Origin of the sequence: Catenuloplanes nepalensis (assembly GCF_030811575.1) — a bacterium.
Classification (GTDB): Bacteria; Actinomycetota; Actinomycetes; order Mycobacteriales; family Micromonosporaceae; genus Catenuloplanes; species Catenuloplanes nepalensis.
Window position 1 is genome coordinate 4,822,185 of sequence record NZ_JAUSRA010000001.1, and the last position, 19,698, is coordinate 4,841,882.

The following is a 19,698-nucleotide window of genomic DNA, read 5'->3' on the forward strand; positions in this document are numbered from 1 at the left end:
AAAAAATCTACTCCCCGGGGGGCTTTGTACCGCTTTGTCCGTCCGGCTTCACCGCTCCCAGTCGAGCAGCCGCAACAGGTAATCGCCGTAGCCGCTCCGGCGCAGCGGTTCCGCCAGGGCGCGGAGGTCGTCGTCACCGATCCGGCCCGCGCGCCAGGCCGCCTCCTCGATGCAACCGATCTTGAAGCCCTGGCGCGCCTCGATGACGCGAACGTACTCGGCGGCGTGCACCAGGTCGGCGAACGTCCCCGTGTCCAGCCAGGCCGTCCCCCGGTCCAGAACCGTGACCGTCAGGTCACCCCGCCGCAGGTACGCGTCGTTGATCCCGGTGATCTCCAGTTCGCCCCGGGCCGACGGGCGCAACTCCTTCGCGATCCGCACCACGTCCGCGTCGTAGAAGTAGAGACCCGGCACCGCGTACCGCGACTTCGGCTTCTCCGGTTTCTCCTCGATCGAGACGACCTTGCCGGACTCGTCGAACTCCACCACCCCGTACGCGCCGGGGTCCGCGACCGGATAGGCGAACACCCGCCCGCCCGCGTGCGCCGCGTTCTCCTTCAGCCGGGTCGGCAGGTCACCGCCGTGGAAGATGTTGTCGCCGAGGATCAGCGCGACGTCGTCACCGGCCAGGAACTCCTCGCCGATCAGGAACGCCTGGGCGATGCCCTCCGGGCGCGGCTGCACCGCGTACGTCAGCGACAGCCCCCACTGCGCACCGTCACCGAGCAGCCGGCGGAACTGGGCCTGGTCGTCCGGCGTCGTGATGATCAGAACCTCGCGAACACCCGCGGTGACGAGCGTGGTCAGCGGGTAATAGATCATCGGCTTGTCGAAGACCGGCATCAGCTGCTTCGACACCGCCTGGGTGATCGGCCACAGCCGAGACCCGGTTCCACCTGCCAAAAGGATCCCGCGCACCGGCGAATAGTACTCACGTCGGACCACTACCGGCAGTGACTTCGCAATCAAGCTGTGATCGACGCGTCCCGCAGCGGGGCAGGGCCCGGCGCGAGGGCTGGTACCGTGGCTTGCGCTCCTGGGGCGGAGCACACGCAGAGCTTTTCCTGGGGGGCCGGCACATGACCCGTTGGCTGATCACCGGCGCGGGCGGGATGCTCGGCCGCGACCTCGTCGCCGCACTGACCGAGCCGACCGCGTCCTACGGCCGGCACGCCCGGCGCAGCGAGACGCCCGTCGAGATCACCGCCGCGACCCGGGACATGCTGGACGTCACGGACGCCGCCGCGGTCGCATCCGCGGTCTCCGGCCACGACATCGTGATCAACGCGGCCGCCTGGACCGACGTCGACGCGGCCGAGGACCACGAGGACGTCGCCACCGACATCAACGGCCGCGCCGTCAACAACCTCGCGGCCGCGTGCACGGTCAACGGCGCCAAGCTCATCCAGATCTCCACCGACTACGTCTTCGACGGCACCGGCACCAAGCCGTACCCTGAGACGCACCCGACCGCGCCGATCAACGCGTACGGTCGCGGAAAGGTCCTCGGCGAGCAGCTCGCGCTCCGCACCGGCGGCTACGTCGTCCGCACCGCCTGGCTCTACGGCGACCACGGCCCGAACTTCATCGCCACCATGCTGAAGCTGGCCGCGTCCCGCCCGACCGTCGACGTGGTCACCGACCAGATCGGCCAGCCCACCTGGACCGCCGCGCTCGCCGAACAGCTCGTCCGCCTCGGCACCGCCGCGCTCGCCGGCACCGCCGCCCCCGGCATCTACCACGGCACCGCGACCGGTCAGGCCTCCTGGCACGACCTGGCCCGCACGCTCTACGACCTGGCCGGCCTCGACCCCGACCGGATCCGCCCGACCACCGCCGAGTCCTTCGCCCGCCCGGCCCCGCGCCCGGCCTACAGCGTCCTCGGCCACGACGCCTGGACCGCCGCCGGCATCCCACCACAGCCCGACTGGCGCGTCCAGCTCGACCACGCCCTCAGCGAACCCGGCTTCGCCGACCTCGCCAAAGCCGCAAGATCCTAAAACCGTTTTCCCGCTTCCGGCGGGGTGGCGTTCCGAGTGCTCCCGCGGGCACCGGTCGGCCGCGGGCGGCCTCCCTGCCGGTCACGCCGTGGTCCCGCAACCCGCACGGACTCCCACGCTGACGAACCGCCGCGGGACGAGACGCGAAACGGCCGCCGGAGCGGGATTTCGCTCCGGCGGCCGCCGGTAGAACCTCGGCTACTTCTCGGCCGGGCCGTCCTCGTCGACCGCGGCGGACTCACCCGCGGTCTCCAGGTCGGCGGAGGCCGCCGACACCGTCGGGGTGTCCGGGCCCGGGGCCGGAGCGCCCGGCTTCTCGACCGCGTCGGCCGGGAGGTCGCCGCCCTCCAGAAGCGCGGCCAGCGCCTCGCCGGTGATCCGGCGGAACGTGCGGCCCCTACGCGCCCGGTCCAGCACCGCGACCTCGAGCTGCTTCGCCGTGATCGTGCGCGGCGAACCGTTCTCGCCGCCCACGCTGGCCAGGGACCTGACCGCGAGCTTCAGCGCGCCGGACAGCGACAGCGTGAACTCGTGGCCGTCCTTGAGCGTGCTGGAGATGCCCTCGGCCTGGCCGCCCATCGCCATGAAGCCCGGCTCGTCCTGGACCGAGCCGTCGTACATGATGCGGTAGATCTCGTCCTGCTCCGCGGACGCGCCGACCTGGGCCACACACAGCTCGACCTCGAACGGCTTCTGCTGCTCCGTGAAGATCGCGCCGAGCACCTGCGTGTACGTGCTGGCCAGCGCGCGCCCGGTCACGTCCCGCCGGTCGTAGCTGTAACCGTCGATGTCTGCCTTGCGCACACCCGCCCGGCGCAGGTTCTCGAACTCGTTGTAACGGCCGACGGCGGCGAAGCCGATCCGGTCGTAGATCTCGCTGACCTTACGCAGCGACGTCACGTTCTCCGCGACGAGGAGGACCCCACCGGCATAGCTGAGGACCACGGCACTACGGCCCCGGGCGATGCCCTTACGGGCCAGCTCGGAGCGGTCGCGCATGATCTGCTCGGGTGAGGCGTAGAACTGCATTGCCACGGCGGCTCTCCTTCGAAATCGTTGGCGTCAGAAGCGGTGGAACGCTTCTCAGCCGCCGGGGTTCTCGTGGCGGGCGTTGACGACGGCCTCGGCGATCGCGGAGACCTGCTCCTCGGTGAGCCGGTGCGTGCCCTCGGCCGACGCGGTCATCACCACCGGGAAGATCCTGCGGATCAGATCCGGCCCGCCGGTCGCGGTGTCGTCGTCCGCGGCGTCGTAGAGCGCCTCGACCGCGAGCCGGGTCGCCTCCTCCGCGGAGATGCCGGGCCGGTACCGCTTCTTCAGCGCGGACTTCGCGAAGATCGAGCCGGAGCCGATCGCGTCGTAGCCGGTCTCCTCGTACAGCCCGCCGGCCACGTCGAAGCTGAAGATCCGGCCGACCCGCGCCGGGTCGGTCGCGGCCTGGTCGTAACCGGCGAAGAGCGGGATGACCGCGAGGCCCTGCAGCGCCGCGCCGAGGTTCTGCCGGATCATCGCGGCGAGCCGGTTGGCCTTGCCGTCGACCGAGAGCATGACGCCCTCGATCTTCTCGTAGTGCTCCAGCTCCACCTGGAACAGGCGCATCAGCTCGATGCCGACACCGGCCGTGCCGGCGATGCCGATCAGCGAGAACGCATCCGCCGGGTGCACCTTCTCGATGTCCCGGCTGGCGATCATGTTGCCCATGGTCGCGCGCCGGTCACCCGCGAGGACGACGCCGCCCGCGAACGAGATCGCCACGATCGTGGTGCCGTGCGGCGCGACGTCACCGGCGGAGAGGCCGGGCGGCAGCGGCCGGCGGCCGGGCAGCAGATCGGGGGCGGCGACGCTCAGGAACTGAGTGAAGGAGGAGGTCCCCAGGCTGGTGAACGCCTCTGGTAGACGCCCGGATGGATCAAAACCCATCGCCACGTGTGGTGTCCCTTCAGGTATGTTATCGCCCTGTCCAGGTACGTGATGTTGTCACGGAACTGGCCGAGGCCGCCGTTGCAGTTGAAGCACAATATCCCGCGCACCGCGCCGGTGCGATGATCGTGATCGACGTGTTCGGGGTCCGCTGCATCACAGATCGCACAGACCCCACCCTGATCGGCGAGCATCGCGTCAAAAATCTCCTGATCGATGCCATAGCGGCGGCGCAGATGATACTGACGGCTGCCGCCGTGCAGACGCTGTTTCGACTCCTTGCCGCGCGCGTTGTGGCAGGGCTTGCAGTACCCACCAGAACCCTGACGCCCATTCTTGCTGCGCGGGAAGAAGTCAGGGGTCAACGGCAGAATTCGCTCGCAGTCCGGACAGAAGCGGTGGCCGTCCGGGACCTCGACGTTCTTCCGAACCTCGCGACCGTCCCGGTCGGCCACCCGTTTCGCGTAGCTCTGCTTCGAACGCTCGTTGAAGCACGGCTTGCAGTAGCTGCCGCGACCGCCGCGCCGTTTGGGGCTCACGTGGAACTCGGTCAACGGCTTCAACTGCCCACAGTCTCGACATAGCCGTATTCCGGCCGTTTCGCTCCCAAAAAATTCGGACATTTCTACTCACTCACCCCCTTTTTGCACGTACCCCCTGACAAATTCTTCAGCGTTTTCCTCGAGAACCGAGTCGATTTCGTCGAGGAGGTCGTCGACCTCCTCGGTCAGTTCGGCGACGCGCTCGGCGGTCTCCGGGTTGGCCTCGACCGTGGCCTCGTCGACCTCGCCCTGCTGGCCGCTCTTGCTGGATTGCGACTGTCCGCCGGTGTCCCTGGTAGCCATCCCGGTCCCTCCCTCGCCTCGTGCCGCGGGACTCGAACGCCCCGGCAACATCAGGTACCTAAAACCTACCCCGCCGTTATGACGAAAAGGCTCGCCCAAGCGCGTGTTTCGCGCTCAGCCGAGCCCTTCTCATCACCGCGGACCGTCTACGTCGCCGACTTCGGAGCACCGGTGAGCGCCTCGAGCAGGTCCTTGGCGCTCTCGCACCGGTCGAACAGCGCCCCGACGTGCTTCTTCGTGCCCCGCTCCGGCTCCATCATCGGCACCCGGACCAGCGATTCCCGCCCGATGTCGAAGATGACCGAGTCCCAGCTGGCCGCGACCACCTCGGACGCGTACTGCGCGAGGCAGCGGCCGCGGAAGAAGGCCCGGGTGTCCTCCGGCGGCTCGACCATGGCGTCCCAGGTGTCCTGGGTGTCCAGCAGCGTCTTCATCGAGCCGCGCGCGACCAGCCGGTGGTAGAGGCCCTTCTCCGGCCGCACGTCCGAATATTGCAGGTCGACGAGCTGCAGCTTGTGCGACGCCCAGCCGAGGCTCTCCCGCTCGCGGTAGCCCTCCAGCAGCCGCAGTTTCGCCACCCAGTCCAGCTCGTCCGCGCAGGTCATGACGTCCCGGCCGAGCTTGTCCAGGATGTACTCCCAGCGGTCGAGCACGTCCGTGGTCTGCTCGTCCGCGTCGGTGCCGAGCCGGTCGTCGACGAACTGCTTGGCCCGCTCGAAGAACGCCCACTGCAGGTCGAGCGCGGTCAGCTTGCGGCCGTCCCGCAGCCGGATCAGGTGCTGCAGCGACGGGTCGTGGCTGATCGCCTTCAGTTCGGAGACCGGGTCGGCGATGCCGAGCTCGCCGGTGAGCGCCTTCTCCTCGATCATGGAGAGGATCAGCGCGGTCGTGCCGACCTTCAAATACGTCGAGATCTCGGACAGGTTCGCGTCGCCGATGATGACGTGCAGCCGCCGGTACTTGTCCGCGTCCGCGTGCGGCTCGTCGCGGGTGTTGATGATCGGGCGTTTGAGCGTGGTCTCCAGCCCGACCTCGACCTCGAAGAAGTCGGCGCGCTGGGAGATCTGGAAGCCGGTGCCGGAGCCGTCCTGCCCGAGGCCGACCCGGCCGGCGCCGGTGACGATCTGCCGGGTGACGAAGAACGGCGTCAGGTATGCCACGATGTCCGCGAACGGCGTCTGGCGCCGCATCAGGTAGTTCTCGTGGGCACCGTACGACGCGCCCTTGTTGTCGGTGTTGTTCTTGTACAGGTGGATGGGGTGCGCGCCGGGGATGGTGGCCGCGCGCCGGGCCGCCTCGGCCATCACGCGTTCGCCGGCCTTGTCCCACTTGACGATGTCGAGGGGGTTGGTGACCTCGGGTGTGGAGTATTCCGGGTGGGCGTGGTCGACGTAGAGCCGGGCGCCGTTGGTGAGGATGACGTTCGCCAGGCCGAGGTCCTCGTCCGCGAGCGCTTCCGCGGGGTCGTAGGCCGCGCCGGAGTAGGTGAAGCCGCGTGCGTCGCGCAGCGGCGACTCCTCCTCGTAGTCCCAGCGGGTGCGCCCGCCGCGGTTGAGCTCCGGCCGCGCTCCGTAGGCGTTGACCACCTGCGAGGAGGTCACCATCGGGTTGGCGCCGGGCTGGCCGGGCACGGAGATCCCGTACTCGACCTCGGTTCCCATGATCCGACGTACAGACATAAAACAACCTCCCCATAACCCGTTAAGGGAAGCCTAGCCCCTACGAGGCGTGACGAAACGTGTCGGCACATGGATAAAAAGAAACGGGCGGCCCGTGCGGGGCCGCCCGTTCCACAATGACTCCTACAGGTACTGACCGGTGTTCGACGCGGTCTCGATGGACCGGCCGGCCTCCGCACCCTTGCCGCCGGAGACGAGCGTGCGGATGTAGACGATCCGCTCGCCCTTCTTGCCGGAGATGCGGGCCCAGTCGTCGGGGTTGGTCGTGTTCGGCAGGTCCTCGTTCTCGCGGAACTCGTCGACGCACGCGTCGAGGAGGTGCTGCAGGCGCAGGCCCTTGCGTCCGGAGGAGAGGAACTCCTTGATCGCCATCTTCTTGCCGCGGTCCACGATGTTCTGGATCATGGCGCCGGAGTTGAAGTCCTTGAAGTACAAGACCTCCTTGTCACCGTTGGCGTAGGTGACCTCCAGGAAGCGGTTCTCCTCGGTCTCGGAGTACATCCGGAGCACGACCGACTCGATCATGGCGGCCACCGTGGCGTCGGGGTCCTTGCCGTGCTCGTTCAGGTCGTCCTCGTGCAGCGGCAGGCCGCTGAGAATGTACTTCGAGAAGATGTCCTTGGCCGCCTCGGCGTCCGGACGCTCGATCTTGATCTTCACGTCCAGCCGGCCCGGGCGCAGGATGGCCGGGTCGATCATGTCCTCGCGGTTGGAGGCGCCGATGACGATGACGTTCTCCAGGCCCTCCACGCCGTCGATCTCGGACAGCAGCTGGGGGACGATGGTGTTCTCCACATCGGAGGAGACGCCGGTGCCGCGGGTGCGGAACACGGAGTCCATCTCGTCGAAGAACACGATGACCGGGGTGCCCTCGCCGGCCTTCTCCCGTGCGCGCTGGAAGATCAGCCGGATGTGCCGCTCGGTCTCGCCGACGTACTTGTTGAGCAGCTCGGGGCCCTTGATGTTCAGGAAGAAGCTGGTGTGCTTCTCCTTGCCCTGCCGCTCGGCGATCTTCTTCGCCAGCGAGTTCGCCACGGCCTTGGCGATGAGGGTCTTGCCGCAGCCGGGCGGGCCGTAGAGCAGGATGCCCTTCGGCGGGCGCAGCTGGTGCTCCCGGAACAGGTCGGCGTGCAGGAACGGCAGCTCGACCGCGTCGCGGATCTGCTCGATCTGGGAGTGCAGGCCACCGATGTCGGTGTAACCGACGTCCGGGACCTCCTCCAGGACCAGCTCCTCGACCTCGCTCTTCGGGATCCGCTCATACGCATACGCAGAGCGGGGCTCGATCATGAGCGAGTCACCGGCGCGCAGCGCGGAGCCGATGAGCGTGTCGGCGAGGTGCACGATGCGCTCCTCGTCGGCGTGCGAGATGACGAGCGCACGGTCACCCGGGCCGCCGTCCGGCGACTCCAGGATCTCCTTGAGCATCACCACCTCGCCCACGCGCTCGAACCCGAACGCGTCGACGACGTTCAGTGCGTCGTTGAGCAGGACCTCCTGCCCGCGCTGAAGCTCGTCCACCTCGAGCGAGGGGGACACCGCCACGCGGAGCTTGCGCCCACCGGTGAAGACGTCGACGGTGCCGTCCTCATGGCGGGTCAGGAAGACACCGTAACCGCTCGGCGGCTGTGCCAGGCGGTCGATCTCCTCCTTGAGCGTGACGATCTGGCTTCGTGCCTCCTTGAGGGTGGCCACCAGTCGCTCGTTGTTCTCCGACAGCCGGGAGAGCTGCGCCTGCGTTGCCGCGAGCCGCTCCTCGAGCTGCCTTACGTGACGAGGGCTTTCGGTCAGCTTGCGCCGCACCAGAGCGAGTTCCTCTTGAAGAAACGCGACCTGCGTGGAGAGATCGTGGGCCTCTTTCTCCCACCGTGCGGCGCGCTGGTCGGCGTCGTCGCTACGTGCCACGTCCCACCTCCCCGGGGGCTCGAACGTCTTGAGATAACACTAGCCGCAAAAGCCGGGATTCCAACCCACGCAACACCCTCGTCACCGAAGCTTGATCAGATGTGTCCATGCGATCACAACCGGTCACCGAGGCTGAAACCTGCCTCCCGAGTGCGAAAACATCCCGCGCATGGCGCGAAAACCCCCGAAGAACACCAAGCCGCATCCTCGGTACGGAGTGAGTCCGCCCTCGGCATAATTCACGTGATTCACGCGGCCGAGGCTGCGGGGGCCGCCCCCGGCTGAGCTACAACGTCGGCCTGCCGACCAATGAGGCGACGACCCGCGCGAACTCCTCGAGTCGTGCGATCTGGCCCGCACCGCCGTCGTCTATGGTCTTGCCGAAGCGCAGCGCGTCGTGCCGGACCGGGGGCCGCTCGCCCTCCTCCAGCGTGCCGCCGCCCGGCGCCGCCTCGTCCATCGTGCTGAGCAGCAGGTAGACGTCGACGCTGCCGACCTGGGCCTGCCCGTTCGGCGTGCGGGTGAGCTGCCGCCGGCAGCCGACCTCGGTGACCGTGGAGAGCGGCACCACGCGCAGCGACGACGTCATCGAGCCGGGCGGCCCCTCGCCGAGCGGCACATCCTCGCCGTGCCACAGTATGAGCCGGTTGCCGTCGCAGACGACGACCTCCTGCCACACGCCGTTGACCTCGTTGACGAACCGCTCCAGCGTGAAGCAGAGCACGTCCGCGCCGCGCAGCACACCGCCGAGCGACTCCAGCGCCACGTCCGGGTCGCGGAGGTAGGCGCGGGCCGCCGAGTCGAGGTCATGGTAAGGGGACCAGTCCGGGAAGACCGCGGGCAGATCCCCTCCCCCACCCAGGCTGTGACTCACTCGACCTCCGGCGACTCTGCCTGATCCTCCACGACGGCCGCCGCCTGCAACGCGGCCTTACGCACGGCGTACGCCTCGGCGCCCTTGGAGGGCTTGCGACGGCGCGGCGGGGCCTGCACGCCGGGCGCGAGCTTGCGGGCGGAGACCAGGAACGCGGTGTGCGCGATCATGCGGTGGTCCGGGCGGACCGCGAGGCCCTCGGCGTGCCAGTCGCGCACCAGCGACTCCCAGGCGCGCGGCTCGGTCCAGCCGCCGCGCTCGCGCAGCGCCTCGACCAGCTCGGACAGCTGCGGCGTGGTGGCCACGTAGCCGATGAAGACACCGCCGGGGACCAGGCACCGCTCGACCATGTCCAGAGCCTCCCACGGCGTGAGCATGTCCAGGATGATCCGGTCGAATCCGGTCTCCTGGTTGTCGGCCACGTCGCCGTGGTGCAGGTGCCAGGCCGGGTGCGGCGCGCCGAAGAACGCCTCGACGTTCTTCCGGGCGATGGCCGCGAAGTCCTCGCGCAGCTCGAAGGAGTGCAGCTCGCCGTTGTCGCCGACCGCGCGCAGCAGCGAGCAGCTCAGCGCGCCGGAGCCGGCGCCGGCCTCGAGCACCTTCGCGCCCGGGAAGATGTCGCCCATCTGCACGATCTGGGCCGCGTCCTTCGGGTAGATCACCTGGGCGCCGCGCGGCATGCTGAGCACGTAGTCGGAGAGCAGCGGGCGCAGCGCGAGGTAGGCGGTGCCGTTCGCGGACGTGATCACGCTGCCCTCGGGCAGGCCGATCAGCTCGTCGTGGTCGAGCGCGCCCCGGTGCGTGTGGAACGCCTTGCCGGGCTCCAGGACAACGGTGTGCATCCGTCCCTTCGGGTCGGTGAGCTGGACCCGGTCACCTGCCCGGAACGGCCCGCGGCGCGCGGGCACCGGCTGGTCGGTCGGGACGACGGCGGTGGACGGTACGGTCACGGTGTTCCTCTTCCTCGGTCTTGCCATCTCTATTGATACGGGCGCGACCACCGTATCGGGGGTCAAACGGCCGGGTTGCCCCGGCCACGGCGTGGTTCGAGCACCTCGGCCAGGTCGATCAGGTGCAGCACGCCGACCACGGTCTCGCCCGCGGTGACCAGATATTGCGCGCCGGGGTGAGTCTGCACCACGCGCACGACCTGCTCGCCGGTGAGGTCGATGGACATCGCCGGGATGCCCTCGACGCCGCGGGCGACCGTGTCCACGCTGACCCAGGGCCGCCGGTCGGCCGGGACCGCGGCCGCGCGGGCGCCGTCGACCAGCGCGACCACTCGCCCGGACGCGTCCGCCACGACCAGCGCGGCGTTGCCGGTGCCGGCCTCCTGGCCACGGCGCTGCGCCTCGGCCAGCGGCGTGCCGGCCGGGACCGCGAAGATCGGCCGGGCCAGGCGCGTCAGCTTGATCATCGGGAAGCGGCGGCTCATCCGGGCCAGCCGGATCGACTGGCCGGCGCCCTGCCACAGGGTCAGCGTGACCAGCAGCATGAAGACCACACCGAAGACCGTCAGCCAACCCAGCAGGTACGTCACGAGCACCGCGGCCGCGGTCAGGCCGGCCAGCGCGCGGCCGGACCAGCCGGCGATCTCGGTGGCGGTGTGCCGATCGCCGTGCACGGCCCAGATCGCGGCCCGCAGCGCGCGGCCGCCGTCCAGCGGCAGGCCGGGCAGCGAGTTGAACACGGCCACGACCAGGTTGCTGACCGCGAGCTGGAATGCGATCTGGTCGGCGAGCGTGCCGTCGCGCAGCAGCAGCGCCGCGATCGTGGCGAGCACGCCGAGCGCCAGCGACACGGCCGGGCCGGCCAGCGAGACCGCGAGGTCGACGCGGGGGCGGGGCGCGTCCCGGTCCATCTCGGTGTAGCCGCCGAGCAGCTCGAGCGTGATGCCGCGCACGCCGATGCCGAACCGGCGGGCGGTCAGCGCGTGGCCGAGCTCGTGCAGCAGGACCGAGCCGAGCAGGCAGACCACGAAACCGAAACCGACCGCGTAGCCGGCCGGGCGGGACAGGCCGAGCGCGCCGCGGACGAACTCGCCGTAGATGACGGTGACCGCGACGGCGAGCAGCAGCATGGATGCGTTGAGGTGGACGGGGACGCCGAGGATCCGCCCCACCGTGAGGCCGGCGCGACGGCCCGGCTCGGGCGCCTCGTTGTCCACCGTGCCGATGCTACGTGGGATGTTCGTGGTGGCGCTGTCCGCGTGCGCCCACTGAAACCGTCGCACCCCCGCCGTATCTTTGTGGGCATGACGACCGAGACGGAGGCGGCACACTTGCAGACAGGCCGTAACACTGCCACGCCCGCGGAGCTGGCCGAGCCGGAGTGGACCGGCCCGTCGCTCTCACCGTCCCGGGCCGGCGACTTCAAGACCTGCCCGCTGCTGTTCCGCTTCCGCACGATCGACCGTCTCCCCGAGCTGCCCACGGCCGACCAGGTGCGGGGCACGCTGGTGCACGCGGTGCTGGAGCGTCTCTACGATCTGCCGGCCGCCGACCGTACCCCCGCCGCCGCATTTGATCTTGTGGCTCCGTCCTGGGAACGGCTGCTCGCCGAGGACCCCACGCTCTCCGTGCTCTTCGAAGCACCCGCACAGCAGGCCGAGGTGCTCATTGAGGTGCAGCCGGGTGAGGCGCCGGTGGCCGGACTCGGCGACTTCCTCGGGTCCGCGCGTGAGCTGCTCAAGGGCTATTTCACGCTGGAGGACCCGCGGCGGCTGGAGCCGGCCGAGCGCGAGCAGTTGATCTCCACGGTGGTCGACGACCGGCTTCGGCTGCGCGGCTTCGTCGACCGGCTGGACGTCTCGCCGGACGGGCAGATCCGCGTCGTCGACTACAAGACCGGTGGCGCGCCGCGCGAGGCGTTCGAGGCGAAGGCGCTGTTCCAGCTCAAGTTCTACGCGCTGGTGCTGTGGCGCACCCGCGGCGTGGTCCCGCGCGTGCTGCGCCTGATCTACCTCAAGGACGTCGAGGTCTGCGACTACTCCCCCGACCTGGAGGAGTTGCAGCGCTTCGAGCGCACCGTGCTGGCGCTGGCCAAGGCGATCGAGTCGGCCACGGCCGCGCGCGACTTCCGCCCGCAGCCGAGCAAGCTGTGCGGCTGGTGCAACCACAAGGCGCTCTGCCCGGCGTTCGGCGGGACGCCCCCGCCGTACCCCGAGGTGATCCCGGCTCAGCGGGCGTAGGCGCGCCGGCGCTCCTGCGCCGCCACGTAATCCGCGATCAGGTCCTCAGCCTGCGTGGTCAGCCCCACGAAGAGCAGCCGGTGCACGTTCACCGGGTCCAGGCCGGGCAGCACCCGCGCGTTCACGGTGACGAACTGGCCGGGCAGGTCCAGGCGCCCGGGCAGCGGCTCGCCCGGCTCCGGCCCCCGGCCGAACGCGAGCGCGCCGCCGAGCGACAGGTTCCGGGTGGTCAGCGAGAAGGTGGTGTCCTCCGGCCCGTTCAGCGTGAGCGGGACCGTGGCCGGCACCCGCAGGCTGCCCCGCCGCTGGAGCCCCGTCGCCACCCGCGTCGCCCGGATCCCGATCGTGGCCTCCGTCGCCCGGACCACGCACGCGGTGCCCTCGCCGCCCCGCCCCTCCGCGGTCCAGATCAGCTCGACCGTCGCGCCCTCCTCCAGGCCGCCGGGCAGCCGGAAGTTCCAGGCCTTGTCCGGGGTACGGACGACGCTCAGATCCCGGTACGTCTTCTCCCCGATCATCAGCGTGACCAGTTCGGCGTCCTCGGGAAGGTCGACGAAGGCCTCGGGGTCCGGCATCCGCCGCTTCCAGGGCAGTCGCAGTGCCATCTCGGGTCGCCTCCTTGGATTCTCGTTGTCGTCCCGTTGCGGTGCGGTGATCGGCAGCTCGACCGGGATTGTTAGCGCTGTGTGCCAGATCTCGTCTCCTCCCTCAGCAGGAGACCGGGTCCGCGCGCGGGCCGATTCGCCGGGCGCCGCGGGCGGATAGGTTCCGACGTGATGAAAACCGTGTGGGACTGGTTCGCGGCCGGGCGCAGCCGGCGTCCGCGGCGCGCGTTCGTCTGGGACTCCCGGCTCGCGGTGCTCGCGCTCGCCGCGGACGCGCTGGTGGTCTGGATCGACCGGGACGAGCAGGCCGGCGACCCGGTCGCCGTGGTGCTGCTGACGCTGTGGCTCGCCGTGCCGATCGCGCTGCGCCGGGTGCTGCTCTGGCCGGCCCTGCTGATGCTGCTGCCCGCCGTCGCCGCCCCCGCGATCGTCCCCACCCAGCCGCTGACGCTGCCGATCGCGTTCATCGTCCTGACCTACACCGCCGGCTCCCGGCTGTCGCTGCAAGGCGCGATCACGGCCGGGCTGCTGCTCTGGGTGCCGGTCGTGCTCGCCCCGATCGCCGTGCCGATGATGGTCGACGGCCACGACCTGCCGCCGGCCTACCTGGCCGTCAACAACACGCTGCTCGGCCTGGTCGTCTTCCTGGTCGGCCGCGCCGTCCACGGCCGCCGGGTCACCGCCCGCGCCCTCGAGGAACGCGCGATCGCCGCCGAGGCCAACCAGCGCGCGCTCGCCGAACAGGCCGTCGCCGACGAACGCCGCCGCATCGCCCGCGAACTCCACGACGTGGTCGCCCACAACGTCAGCGTGATGGGCGTGCTCGCCACCGGCGCCCGCCGCGTCCTGCGCACCGACACCGACGCCGCCGACGAAGCCCTCACCACCATCGAGGAGACGTCCCGGGCCGCCATGCGGGAACTGCGCCGCATGCTCGGCGTACTGCGCACCGAGACCGAACCCGCCGCCGAACTCGCCCCCCAGCCCGGCATCGCCGGCCTCGAAGCCCTCGCCGAACAGGTCCGCGACGCCGGCCTCCCGGTCACGCTGCGCATCGACGGCACCCCGGCGGAACTGGAACCCGGCGTGGCACTGACCGTCTACCGGATCGTCCAGGAGGCGCTCACCAACGCGCTCAAGCACGCCGGCCGGGCCACCGCCCAGGTCCGGCTCAGCTTCGGCGTCTACTGGCTGATCGTCGAGGTCTTCGACACCGGCCGCGGCCCGGCCCCCGGCTCCGAACACGGCGCCGGCCACGGCCTGGTCGGCATGCGGGAACGGGTCGCGCTCTACGGCGGCACGCTGCGCGTCGGCCCCCGCCCTGGCGGCGGCTTCCGCGTCTACGCGAAGATTCCGATGGACTAAGGGGGTCTTCATCGTGACCGACGCACGGCCGGTGCGCATTCTGCTCGCCGACGACCAGCCGCTGCTGCGCACCGGCTTCCGCATGGTGCTCGGCGCCGAGGACGACCTGCACGTCGTCGGCGAGGCCGGCGACGGCGCCGAGGCCGTCGACCTGGCCCGCCGGCTACTGCCGGACGTGGTCCTGATGGACATCCGCATGCCACGCCTCGACGGCGTGGCCGCGACCAAGGCCATCGTCGACGCACGGCTCCCCGTGCGGGTGCTGATCCTGACCACGTTCGACCTGGACGAATACGTGGTGGGCGCGCTACGCGCCGGTGCCAGCGGATTCCTGGCCAAGGACGTACCGGCGGAAGACCTGGTCACGGCCATCCGCACGGTGGCGGCCGGCGAGGCGGTGGTGGCGCCGCGAATCCTGAAGCGCCTGCTCGACCGCTTCGCGATCGTGCTGCCCGACCCGGCCGCGCAACCACCGCGAACGATGAACTCGCTGACGGAACGCGAGCGGGAGGTACTGATCCAGGTGGCGAAAGGACTGTCGAACGCGGAGATCGCGCGGGCACTGTCGGTCAGCGAGACCACCATCAAGACGCATGTGGGGCATGTGCTGACGAAGCTGGGACTGCGGGACCGGGTGCAGGCGGTGGTGCTGGCTTACGAATCCGGTCTGGTCAAGCCGGGGGCTTGAGCACTGCGGAGGCACCACTTCAACCGGACAGGGGCGGGGCCGGCCGGACCGGCCGGAGCGGGGCGGCCGGAGCGGGGCGGCCGGAGCGGGGCGGCCGGAGCGGGGCGGCCGGAGCGGGGCGGTTCCTGAGGCGGGCGCTGCGCGCCCGAAATTTCGGTTTATTGGTGGCGTTGGGCTGTCGGCGGCGGGTTAGGGCGCCTCCGGCGGGTCTCAGACTCCGGGGAGGGCCTGCTTCCGTCTGGCCGGGGGTTGCGTTGGCCCGGTCGTGTTGGCGTGGTGGTGGGGTGGGGTGGGGTGTCGTGTGCCTGGCTGCCCCGTCTGTCGTCGTCCAGGCGAAGCCGAGCAGATCTTCGGCAGGGCCGCCAGCTTGGGTGGGGGTCGGCATGGTCGGCGCCCTGGGGGCGCCGTCCTTGCCTGGGCTGCGGTTCGTGGTGGGTGGCGGCCCTGCCGAAGATCTGCACCCCAAGGGTGGTCGACGGCAGACGGGGCAGCCAGGCGGTGGCGGTCTGCGCGGTGCGCACGAGGAAGATCAGGGCCGGCCTATGGCCGCGCGTGTTGGGCTGCGCCGATATCGGCCCGGGCGATACGGCGGGTGGCGACGCGACTGCCCAGTGTGCCGGATCAGGCGCTGAAGTCGATCACGTGTCGCAAATCGTTGTTATCCGGCGCTCTTAACAACGATTTGCGACACGTGATCGTTAAGGGCGGCCTGCTGGCGCCGCCCTTATCCGGAAATATCAGGCGGCGGGTGCTCGACCGGGCCTCGATTTGCGACACGTGACCGCCAAGCCGGCCAACCGGCGCGGCCCTTATCGGGAAATATCAGGCGGCGGGGTGCTCGACCGGGCCTCGCCTTGCGACACGTGACCTCCCCGGATCTCGAGGCTCGCCGGAGGCTCCCTCGACCGCAACCACACAGCCCAACCGCCCCGCCGGAGGCGCCCCTCGATCGCAGCCGGACAGCCCAGCCCGAGCCGCCGCCGGAGGCACCCCTCGACCACAGCCGGACAGCCCAGCCCGAGCCGCCGCCGGAGGCACCCCGAGCCCGCACCCACCAGCCCCGCCGGCCCGCCGAAGCCGGAAAGGTCTCCTCCTCAGGGAGGAGGCCGCACCCCTCCCCCGGCCGACCGGCACACCCGTCCGGCGATGGACGGCAGGTGAGCGCGCGGCCCGTACCGTCGTATGGGCAGGCCGGAGTCGGTCCTGCACTGAGGGGACGGGGAGTCTGTGATGTCGGAGGACGGTGTCGGCGCTGCCGGGGGCGCGATCGCGGCGGTGTCGGCCGTGGATGTGTGGAAGGTCTACGGGAGTGGCGAGGCGCAGGTGATGGCGCTGGCCGGGATCACCACCCGGTTCGAGAAGGGGCGCTTCACCGCGATCATGGGGCCGTCGGGAAGCGGGAAGTCGACGCTGATGCACTGCCTCGCGGGCCTGGACACCGTGACCCGCGGCATGATCCACATCGGAGAGACGCCGCTGACCGGCATGAACGACACGCAGCTGACGAAACTGCGGCGCAGCAAGATCGGGTTCATCTTTCAGCAGTTCAACCTGTTGCCGACGTTGACGGCGGAGGAGAACATGCTGCTGCCGCTGTCGATCGCTGGGCGCAAGGCCGACCCGGAGTGGTTCGAGACGATCGTGAGCACGGTGGGGCTGAAGGACCGGTTGCATCACCGGCCGACGCAGCTCTCCGGCGGGCAGCAGCAGCGGGTCGCGTGTGCGCGGGCGCTGCTGGCGCGGCCGGACGTGGTGTTCGCGGACGAGCCGACCGGCAACCTGGACAGCCGGGCGGGCGCGGACGTGCTGTCGTTCCTGCGCAACAGCGTGCACGAGCACGGGCAGACGATCATCATGGTGACGCACGATCCGGTGGCGGCGTCGTACGCGGATCACGTCATCTTCCTCGCGGACGGCCGGATGGTGGACGAGCTGTCCGAGCCGACCGCGGAGGGTGTGCTGGACAAGCTCAAGCACCTCGACACCGAGCCGGTGGGCTGAGCCGTGCTGCGCGCGACGATCAAGAGTCTGCTGGCCCGTAAGCTGCGGCTGGTCCTGTCCGGGCTGGCGATCGTGCTCGGGGTCATGTTCGTGTCCAGCGCGTTCGTGCTCACGGACTCGCTGGGCGGCCGGTTCGAGCGGCTGTTCCAGACCGTCAACCAGGACACGGCCGTGCAGGTGCGGGCCGAGGACGCCACGGACGGCAGGACGCTCACCGACGCGGACATCGCGCGGCTGAGCCAGGTCGAGGGCGTGGCCCGGGCGGCTGGGGACGCGTCCGCGCAGGGGATCGTGCCGTTCCGGGCGCGGGATGGCAAGGCGGTGCCGTCGACCGGCGCGCCGCAGCTCGGGGCCGGCTGGACCGACGGCGGCGACCTGCTGCGAGTCGCCGAGGGCACCGCACCGGCCCGGGACACCGAGGTCGCGCTGACCCGCTTCACGGCGGAGCAGGCGGGCGTGGGCGTCGGCGACCGGGCGAAGATCTACATCGGGCCTCGGTACGAGGCGAAGGAGTACACCGTGTCGGGCGTGCTCGAGTACTCCGGTGGGCGGCCGTCGCTGTCCGGGGAGACGCTCGTCGCGTTCACCATGGCGGAGGCGCAGCAGCAGTTCTACGGCCGGACCGGCGTGTACGGCGGGGTGGCGCTGACCGCGACCGAGGGCATCTCCGACGACGACCTGAAGAACCGGGTCGCGGCCGCGGTGCCGGCCGGGTTCGAGGCGGTCACCGGTGCGGAGATCGCGGAGGAGCAGGCCAGCGCGTTCAAGCAGCTGCTGACGTTCGTGAACTGGTTCTTCCTCGGGTTCGCCCTGATCGCGCTGCTGGTCGGGATGTTCCTGATCTTCAACACGTTCAACATCATCATCGCGCAGCGGGCCCGGGAGCTGGCACTGTTCCGCGCGCTCGGCGCCGGCTGGGGGCAGCTGACCGGGTCCGTGCTGATCGAGGCGCTGGTGGTCGGGTTCGTCGCGTCCACGCTGGGGCTGCTCGCGGGCATCGGCGTCGCGTACGGGCTGCAGGCCGCGGCCGGCGCGTTCGGGCTGCCGCTGCCCGAGGGCGGCCTGGTCGTCGGCGTGCTCGCGATCGTGGTGTCGTACCTGCTGGGCGTGCTGATGACGGTCACGGCCGCGCTGATCCCGGCGATCCGGGCCGCGTCGGTGCCGCCGATCGCGGCGATGCGCGAGGTGTCCCGGCCGGACAAGCCGATGCTGGCCCTGACGATCACCGGGTCGGTCTTCACCGGGCTGGGCGTGGCCGCGATCGCGGCGGCGCTGTCCGGCGCGCCGCTGGCCGCCGTGCTGATCGGCGCGGGCGTACTGCTGTCGATCATCGGGGTGGCGCTGCTGTCGCCGGCGCTGACCCGGCCGGTCGCGGGCCTGATCGGCCGGCTGGTCGCCTGGGGCACGGCCGGTGACCTGGGCCGCCGCAACGCGCTGCGCAACCCGCGGCGCACGTCCGTCACCGCGGTCGCGCTCATGATCGGCGTGGCGCTGGTCAGCACGGTCACCGTGATCGGCTCGTCGTTGCGCTCCACCGTACGGGACCTGGTGGAGAACGACATCGGCGCCGAGGTGATGATCCTGACGAACTCGCAGCAGCTGCCGGACGGCCGGGAGGGCTTCGACCCGGCGCGGCTCGCGCAGGTGGACGCGCTGCCGGGGGTGCGCGAGTCGGTCGCCTACCACTTCAGCATCGCGACCGTGAACGGGCAGCCGCAGCAGTTCGTCTCCGCGACCGACCTGGCCGAGGCCGGTCCGATGTTCGCGCTGGAGGAGGAGTCCGGCACGGTCACACCCACCGGGGCCACGGACGCGCTGATCGACACGAACACGGCCGCGGCGCTGAACCTGAAGGTCGGCGACACGGCCACGGTCGAGGCGGCGAAGGGCGGCCCGGTCACGTACACGATCGCGGGGGTCTACTCCAGCCAGCTCACGGCCGGTCTGCTGCTGCCGGGGAGCGCGGTGCGTAACTTCGCGGGGCCGCTGGCCATGCAGGGGTTCGTGGCGCTGGACACCGGCGCAGACACCAGCGCGGTCGTGGCCGGCGTCGAGAAGATCATGGCGGACTACCCGCTGGTGACGGTCGGCGACCAGGAGTCGTTCATCGCGCAGCAGAACGCGCTGGTCGACGGCATCCTCGCGATCTTCTACGTGCTGCTGGCGCTGGCCGTGATCGTGGCGTTCCTCGGCATCGTGAACACGCTCGTGCTCAGCATCTACGAACGGACCCGGGAGCTGGGCCTGCTCCGGGCGATCGGCACCACGCGACGGCAGGTGCGCGGCATGGTACGGGTCGAGTCGCTGCTGATCGCGGTCTACGGCTGCCTGCTCGGCATCCTGCTCGGCGTCGGCCTGGGCGCCTCCGCGTCCGTGGCGCTGCGCCAGCAGGACGTGCTGTCCGTCGTCACCATCCCGTACGCGCAGCTCATCGGTCTGCTCGTGGCCGCCGCGCTGGCCGGGGTGCTGGCCGCGATCCTGCCCGCACGGCGGGCCTCCCGGCTCAACGTGCTGGACGCGATCGCCTACGAGTAGCACCGTGATCGAGGCGTCCCGGAACTACGCCAGGGACGCCTCGATCATCACAGTGGACAGACGGCGGGGAGCGGCTCCCGGCCGTACCCTC

General features: G+C 70.5%; 17 protein-coding genes. 6 read left to right on the forward strand and 11 right to left on the reverse strand.

Annotated features, from left to right (window positions below; all coding sequences use genetic code 11):
- Window positions 1–48: 48 nt before the first annotated feature.
- Window positions 49–918 carry a glucose-1-phosphate thymidylyltransferase RfbA gene (gene rfbA / locus J2S43_RS20940; RefSeq protein WP_306831726.1) on the reverse strand — a complete coding sequence of 290 codons (870 nt, stop codon included), beginning with the start codon at window positions 916–918 and terminating at the stop codon, window positions 49–51.
- Window positions 919–1,079: 161 nt separating this feature from the next.
- On the opposite strand from rfbA, the gene rfbD reads away from it, so the two are divergent.
- On the forward strand, window positions 1,080–2,000 hold the full coding sequence (gene rfbD / locus J2S43_RS20945; RefSeq protein ID WP_306831728.1) for a dTDP-4-dehydrorhamnose reductase: 921 nt from the start codon (window positions 1,080–1,082) through the stop codon (window positions 1,998–2,000).
- Between the two features lie 198 nt (window positions 2,001–2,198).
- Here the strand turns inward: rfbD and prcA are convergent, their stop codons facing one another.
- The 9 genes from prcA to J2S43_RS20990 all read right to left on the reverse strand — a co-directional run bounded on the left by prcA (window position 2,199) and on the right by J2S43_RS20990 (window position 11,303).
- A complete protein-coding gene (gene prcA / locus J2S43_RS20950; protein WP_306831730.1) occupies window positions 2,199–3,035 on the reverse strand; it encodes a proteasome subunit alpha in 837 nt (278 codons plus the stop codon).
- Window positions 3,036–3,083: 48 nt separating this feature from the next.
- A complete protein-coding gene (prcB, locus tag J2S43_RS20955; RefSeq protein ID WP_306831732.1) occupies window positions 3,084–3,926 on the reverse strand; it encodes a proteasome subunit beta in 843 nt (280 codons plus the stop codon).
- Window positions 3,845–4,483, reverse strand: a complete 639-nt coding sequence (locus J2S43_RS20960) for an endonuclease VII domain-containing protein (RefSeq protein ID WP_306831734.1) — start codon at window positions 4,481–4,483, stop codon at window positions 3,845–3,847. Before J2S43_RS20960 ends, prcB begins: the two co-directional genes overlap by 82 nt.
- A gap of 66 nt (window positions 4,484–4,549) precedes the next feature.
- Complete coding sequence (locus J2S43_RS20965; RefSeq protein WP_306831736.1) at window positions 4,550–4,765, reverse strand: ubiquitin-like protein Pup; 216 nt, start codon at window positions 4,763–4,765, stop codon at window positions 4,550–4,552.
- 146 nt (window positions 4,766–4,911) lie between these two features.
- Window positions 4,912–6,444: a depupylase/deamidase Dop gene (gene dop / locus J2S43_RS20970; protein WP_370881641.1), complete on the reverse strand. Its 1,533-nt coding sequence runs from the start codon at window positions 6,442–6,444 to the stop codon at window positions 4,912–4,914.
- A 123-nt stretch (window positions 6,445–6,567) separates the two neighbouring features.
- The gene (arc, locus tag J2S43_RS20975; RefSeq protein WP_306831737.1) at window positions 6,568–8,349 is read right to left on the reverse strand and encodes a proteasome ATPase; all 1,782 of its coding nucleotides are present in this window, start codon (window positions 8,347–8,349) and stop codon (window positions 6,568–6,570) included.
- A 286-nt stretch (window positions 8,350–8,635) separates the two neighbouring features.
- Entirely contained in the window at window positions 8,636–9,223 is a 588-nt protein-coding gene (locus tag J2S43_RS20980; RefSeq protein WP_306831740.1) for a hypothetical protein, read from the reverse strand.
- On the reverse strand, window positions 9,220–10,200 hold the full coding sequence (locus J2S43_RS20985; protein ID WP_370881642.1) for a tRNA (adenine-N1)-methyltransferase: 981 nt from the start codon (window positions 10,198–10,200) through the stop codon (window positions 9,220–9,222). Before J2S43_RS20985 ends, J2S43_RS20980 begins: the two co-directional genes overlap by 4 nt.
- Before the next feature lie 35 nt (window positions 10,201–10,235).
- Complete coding sequence (locus J2S43_RS20990) at window positions 10,236–11,303, reverse strand: site-2 protease family protein (protein WP_306839358.1); 1,068 nt, start codon at window positions 11,301–11,303, stop codon at window positions 10,236–10,238.
- Window positions 11,304–11,477: 174 nt separating this feature from the next.
- Here J2S43_RS20990 and J2S43_RS20995 point away from each other — a divergent pair, with 174 nt between their 5' ends.
- A complete protein-coding gene (locus J2S43_RS20995; protein WP_306831743.1) occupies window positions 11,478–12,413 on the forward strand; it encodes a RecB family exonuclease in 936 nt (311 codons plus the stop codon).
- Here J2S43_RS20995 and J2S43_RS21000 read toward each other — a convergent pair.
- Window positions 12,401–13,018, reverse strand: a complete 618-nt coding sequence (locus J2S43_RS21000) for a PilZ domain-containing protein (protein ID WP_306831745.1) — start codon at window positions 13,016–13,018, stop codon at window positions 12,401–12,403. The genes J2S43_RS20995 and J2S43_RS21000 overlap by 13 nt on opposite strands.
- Window positions 13,019–13,189: 171 nt before the next feature.
- Between J2S43_RS21000 and J2S43_RS21005 the strand changes: the two genes are divergently transcribed.
- The 4 genes from J2S43_RS21005 (at window position 13,190) to J2S43_RS21020 (ending at window position 19,607) form a co-directional block, all read left to right on the forward strand.
- Complete coding sequence (locus tag J2S43_RS21005; protein WP_306839361.1) at window positions 13,190–14,383, forward strand: sensor histidine kinase; 1,194 nt, start codon at window positions 13,190–13,192, stop codon at window positions 14,381–14,383.
- 13 nt (window positions 14,384–14,396) lie between these two features.
- Window positions 14,397–15,071, forward strand: coding sequence for a response regulator (locus J2S43_RS21010; protein ID WP_306831748.1), 675 nt, complete (start codon window positions 14,397–14,399; stop codon window positions 15,069–15,071).
- A 1,230-nt stretch (window positions 15,072–16,301) separates the two neighbouring features.
- Window positions 16,302–17,072, forward strand: a complete 771-nt coding sequence (locus J2S43_RS21015) for an ABC transporter ATP-binding protein (RefSeq protein WP_306831750.1) — start codon at window positions 16,302–16,304, stop codon at window positions 17,070–17,072.
- A gap of 3 nt (window positions 17,073–17,075) precedes the next feature.
- Entirely contained in the window at window positions 17,076–19,607 is a 2,532-nt protein-coding gene (locus tag J2S43_RS21020; RefSeq protein ID WP_306831751.1) for an ABC transporter permease, read from the forward strand.
- The last annotated feature ends 91 nt before the right edge of the window (window positions 19,608–19,698 follow it).

Bases quoted from the DNA above. Each gene is read 5' to 3' on its own strand.
- rfbD (WP_306831728.1), top strand. From the start codon at position 1,080: ATGACCCGTTGGCTGATCACCGGCGCGGGCGGGATGCTCGGCCGCGAC.
- J2S43_RS20965 (WP_306831736.1), bottom strand. From the start codon at position 4,765: ATGGCTACCAGGGACACCGGCGGACAGTCGCAATCCAGCAAGAGCGGC.
- dop (WP_370881641.1), bottom strand. From the start codon at position 6,444: ATGTCTGTACGTCGGATCATGGGAACCGAGGTCGAGTACGGGATCTCC.
- J2S43_RS20985 (WP_370881642.1), bottom strand. From the start codon at position 10,200: ATGGCAAGACCGAGGAAGAGGAACACCGTGACCGTACCGTCCACCGCC.
- J2S43_RS20990 (WP_306839358.1), bottom strand. From the start codon at position 11,303: ATGCTGCTGCTCGCCGTCGCGGTCACCGTCATCTACGGCGAGTTCGTC.
- J2S43_RS20995 (WP_306831743.1), top strand. From the start codon at position 11,478: ATGACGACCGAGACGGAGGCGGCACACTTGCAGACAGGCCGTAACACT.
- J2S43_RS21000 (WP_306831745.1), bottom strand. From the start codon at position 13,018: ATGGCACTGCGACTGCCCTGGAAGCGGCGGATGCCGGACCCCGAGGCC.
- J2S43_RS21005 (WP_306839361.1), top strand. From the start codon at position 13,190: ATGAAAACCGTGTGGGACTGGTTCGCGGCCGGGCGCAGCCGGCGTCCG.
- J2S43_RS21015 (WP_306831750.1), top strand. From the start codon at position 16,302: ATGTCGGAGGACGGTGTCGGCGCTGCCGGGGGCGCGATCGCGGCGGTG.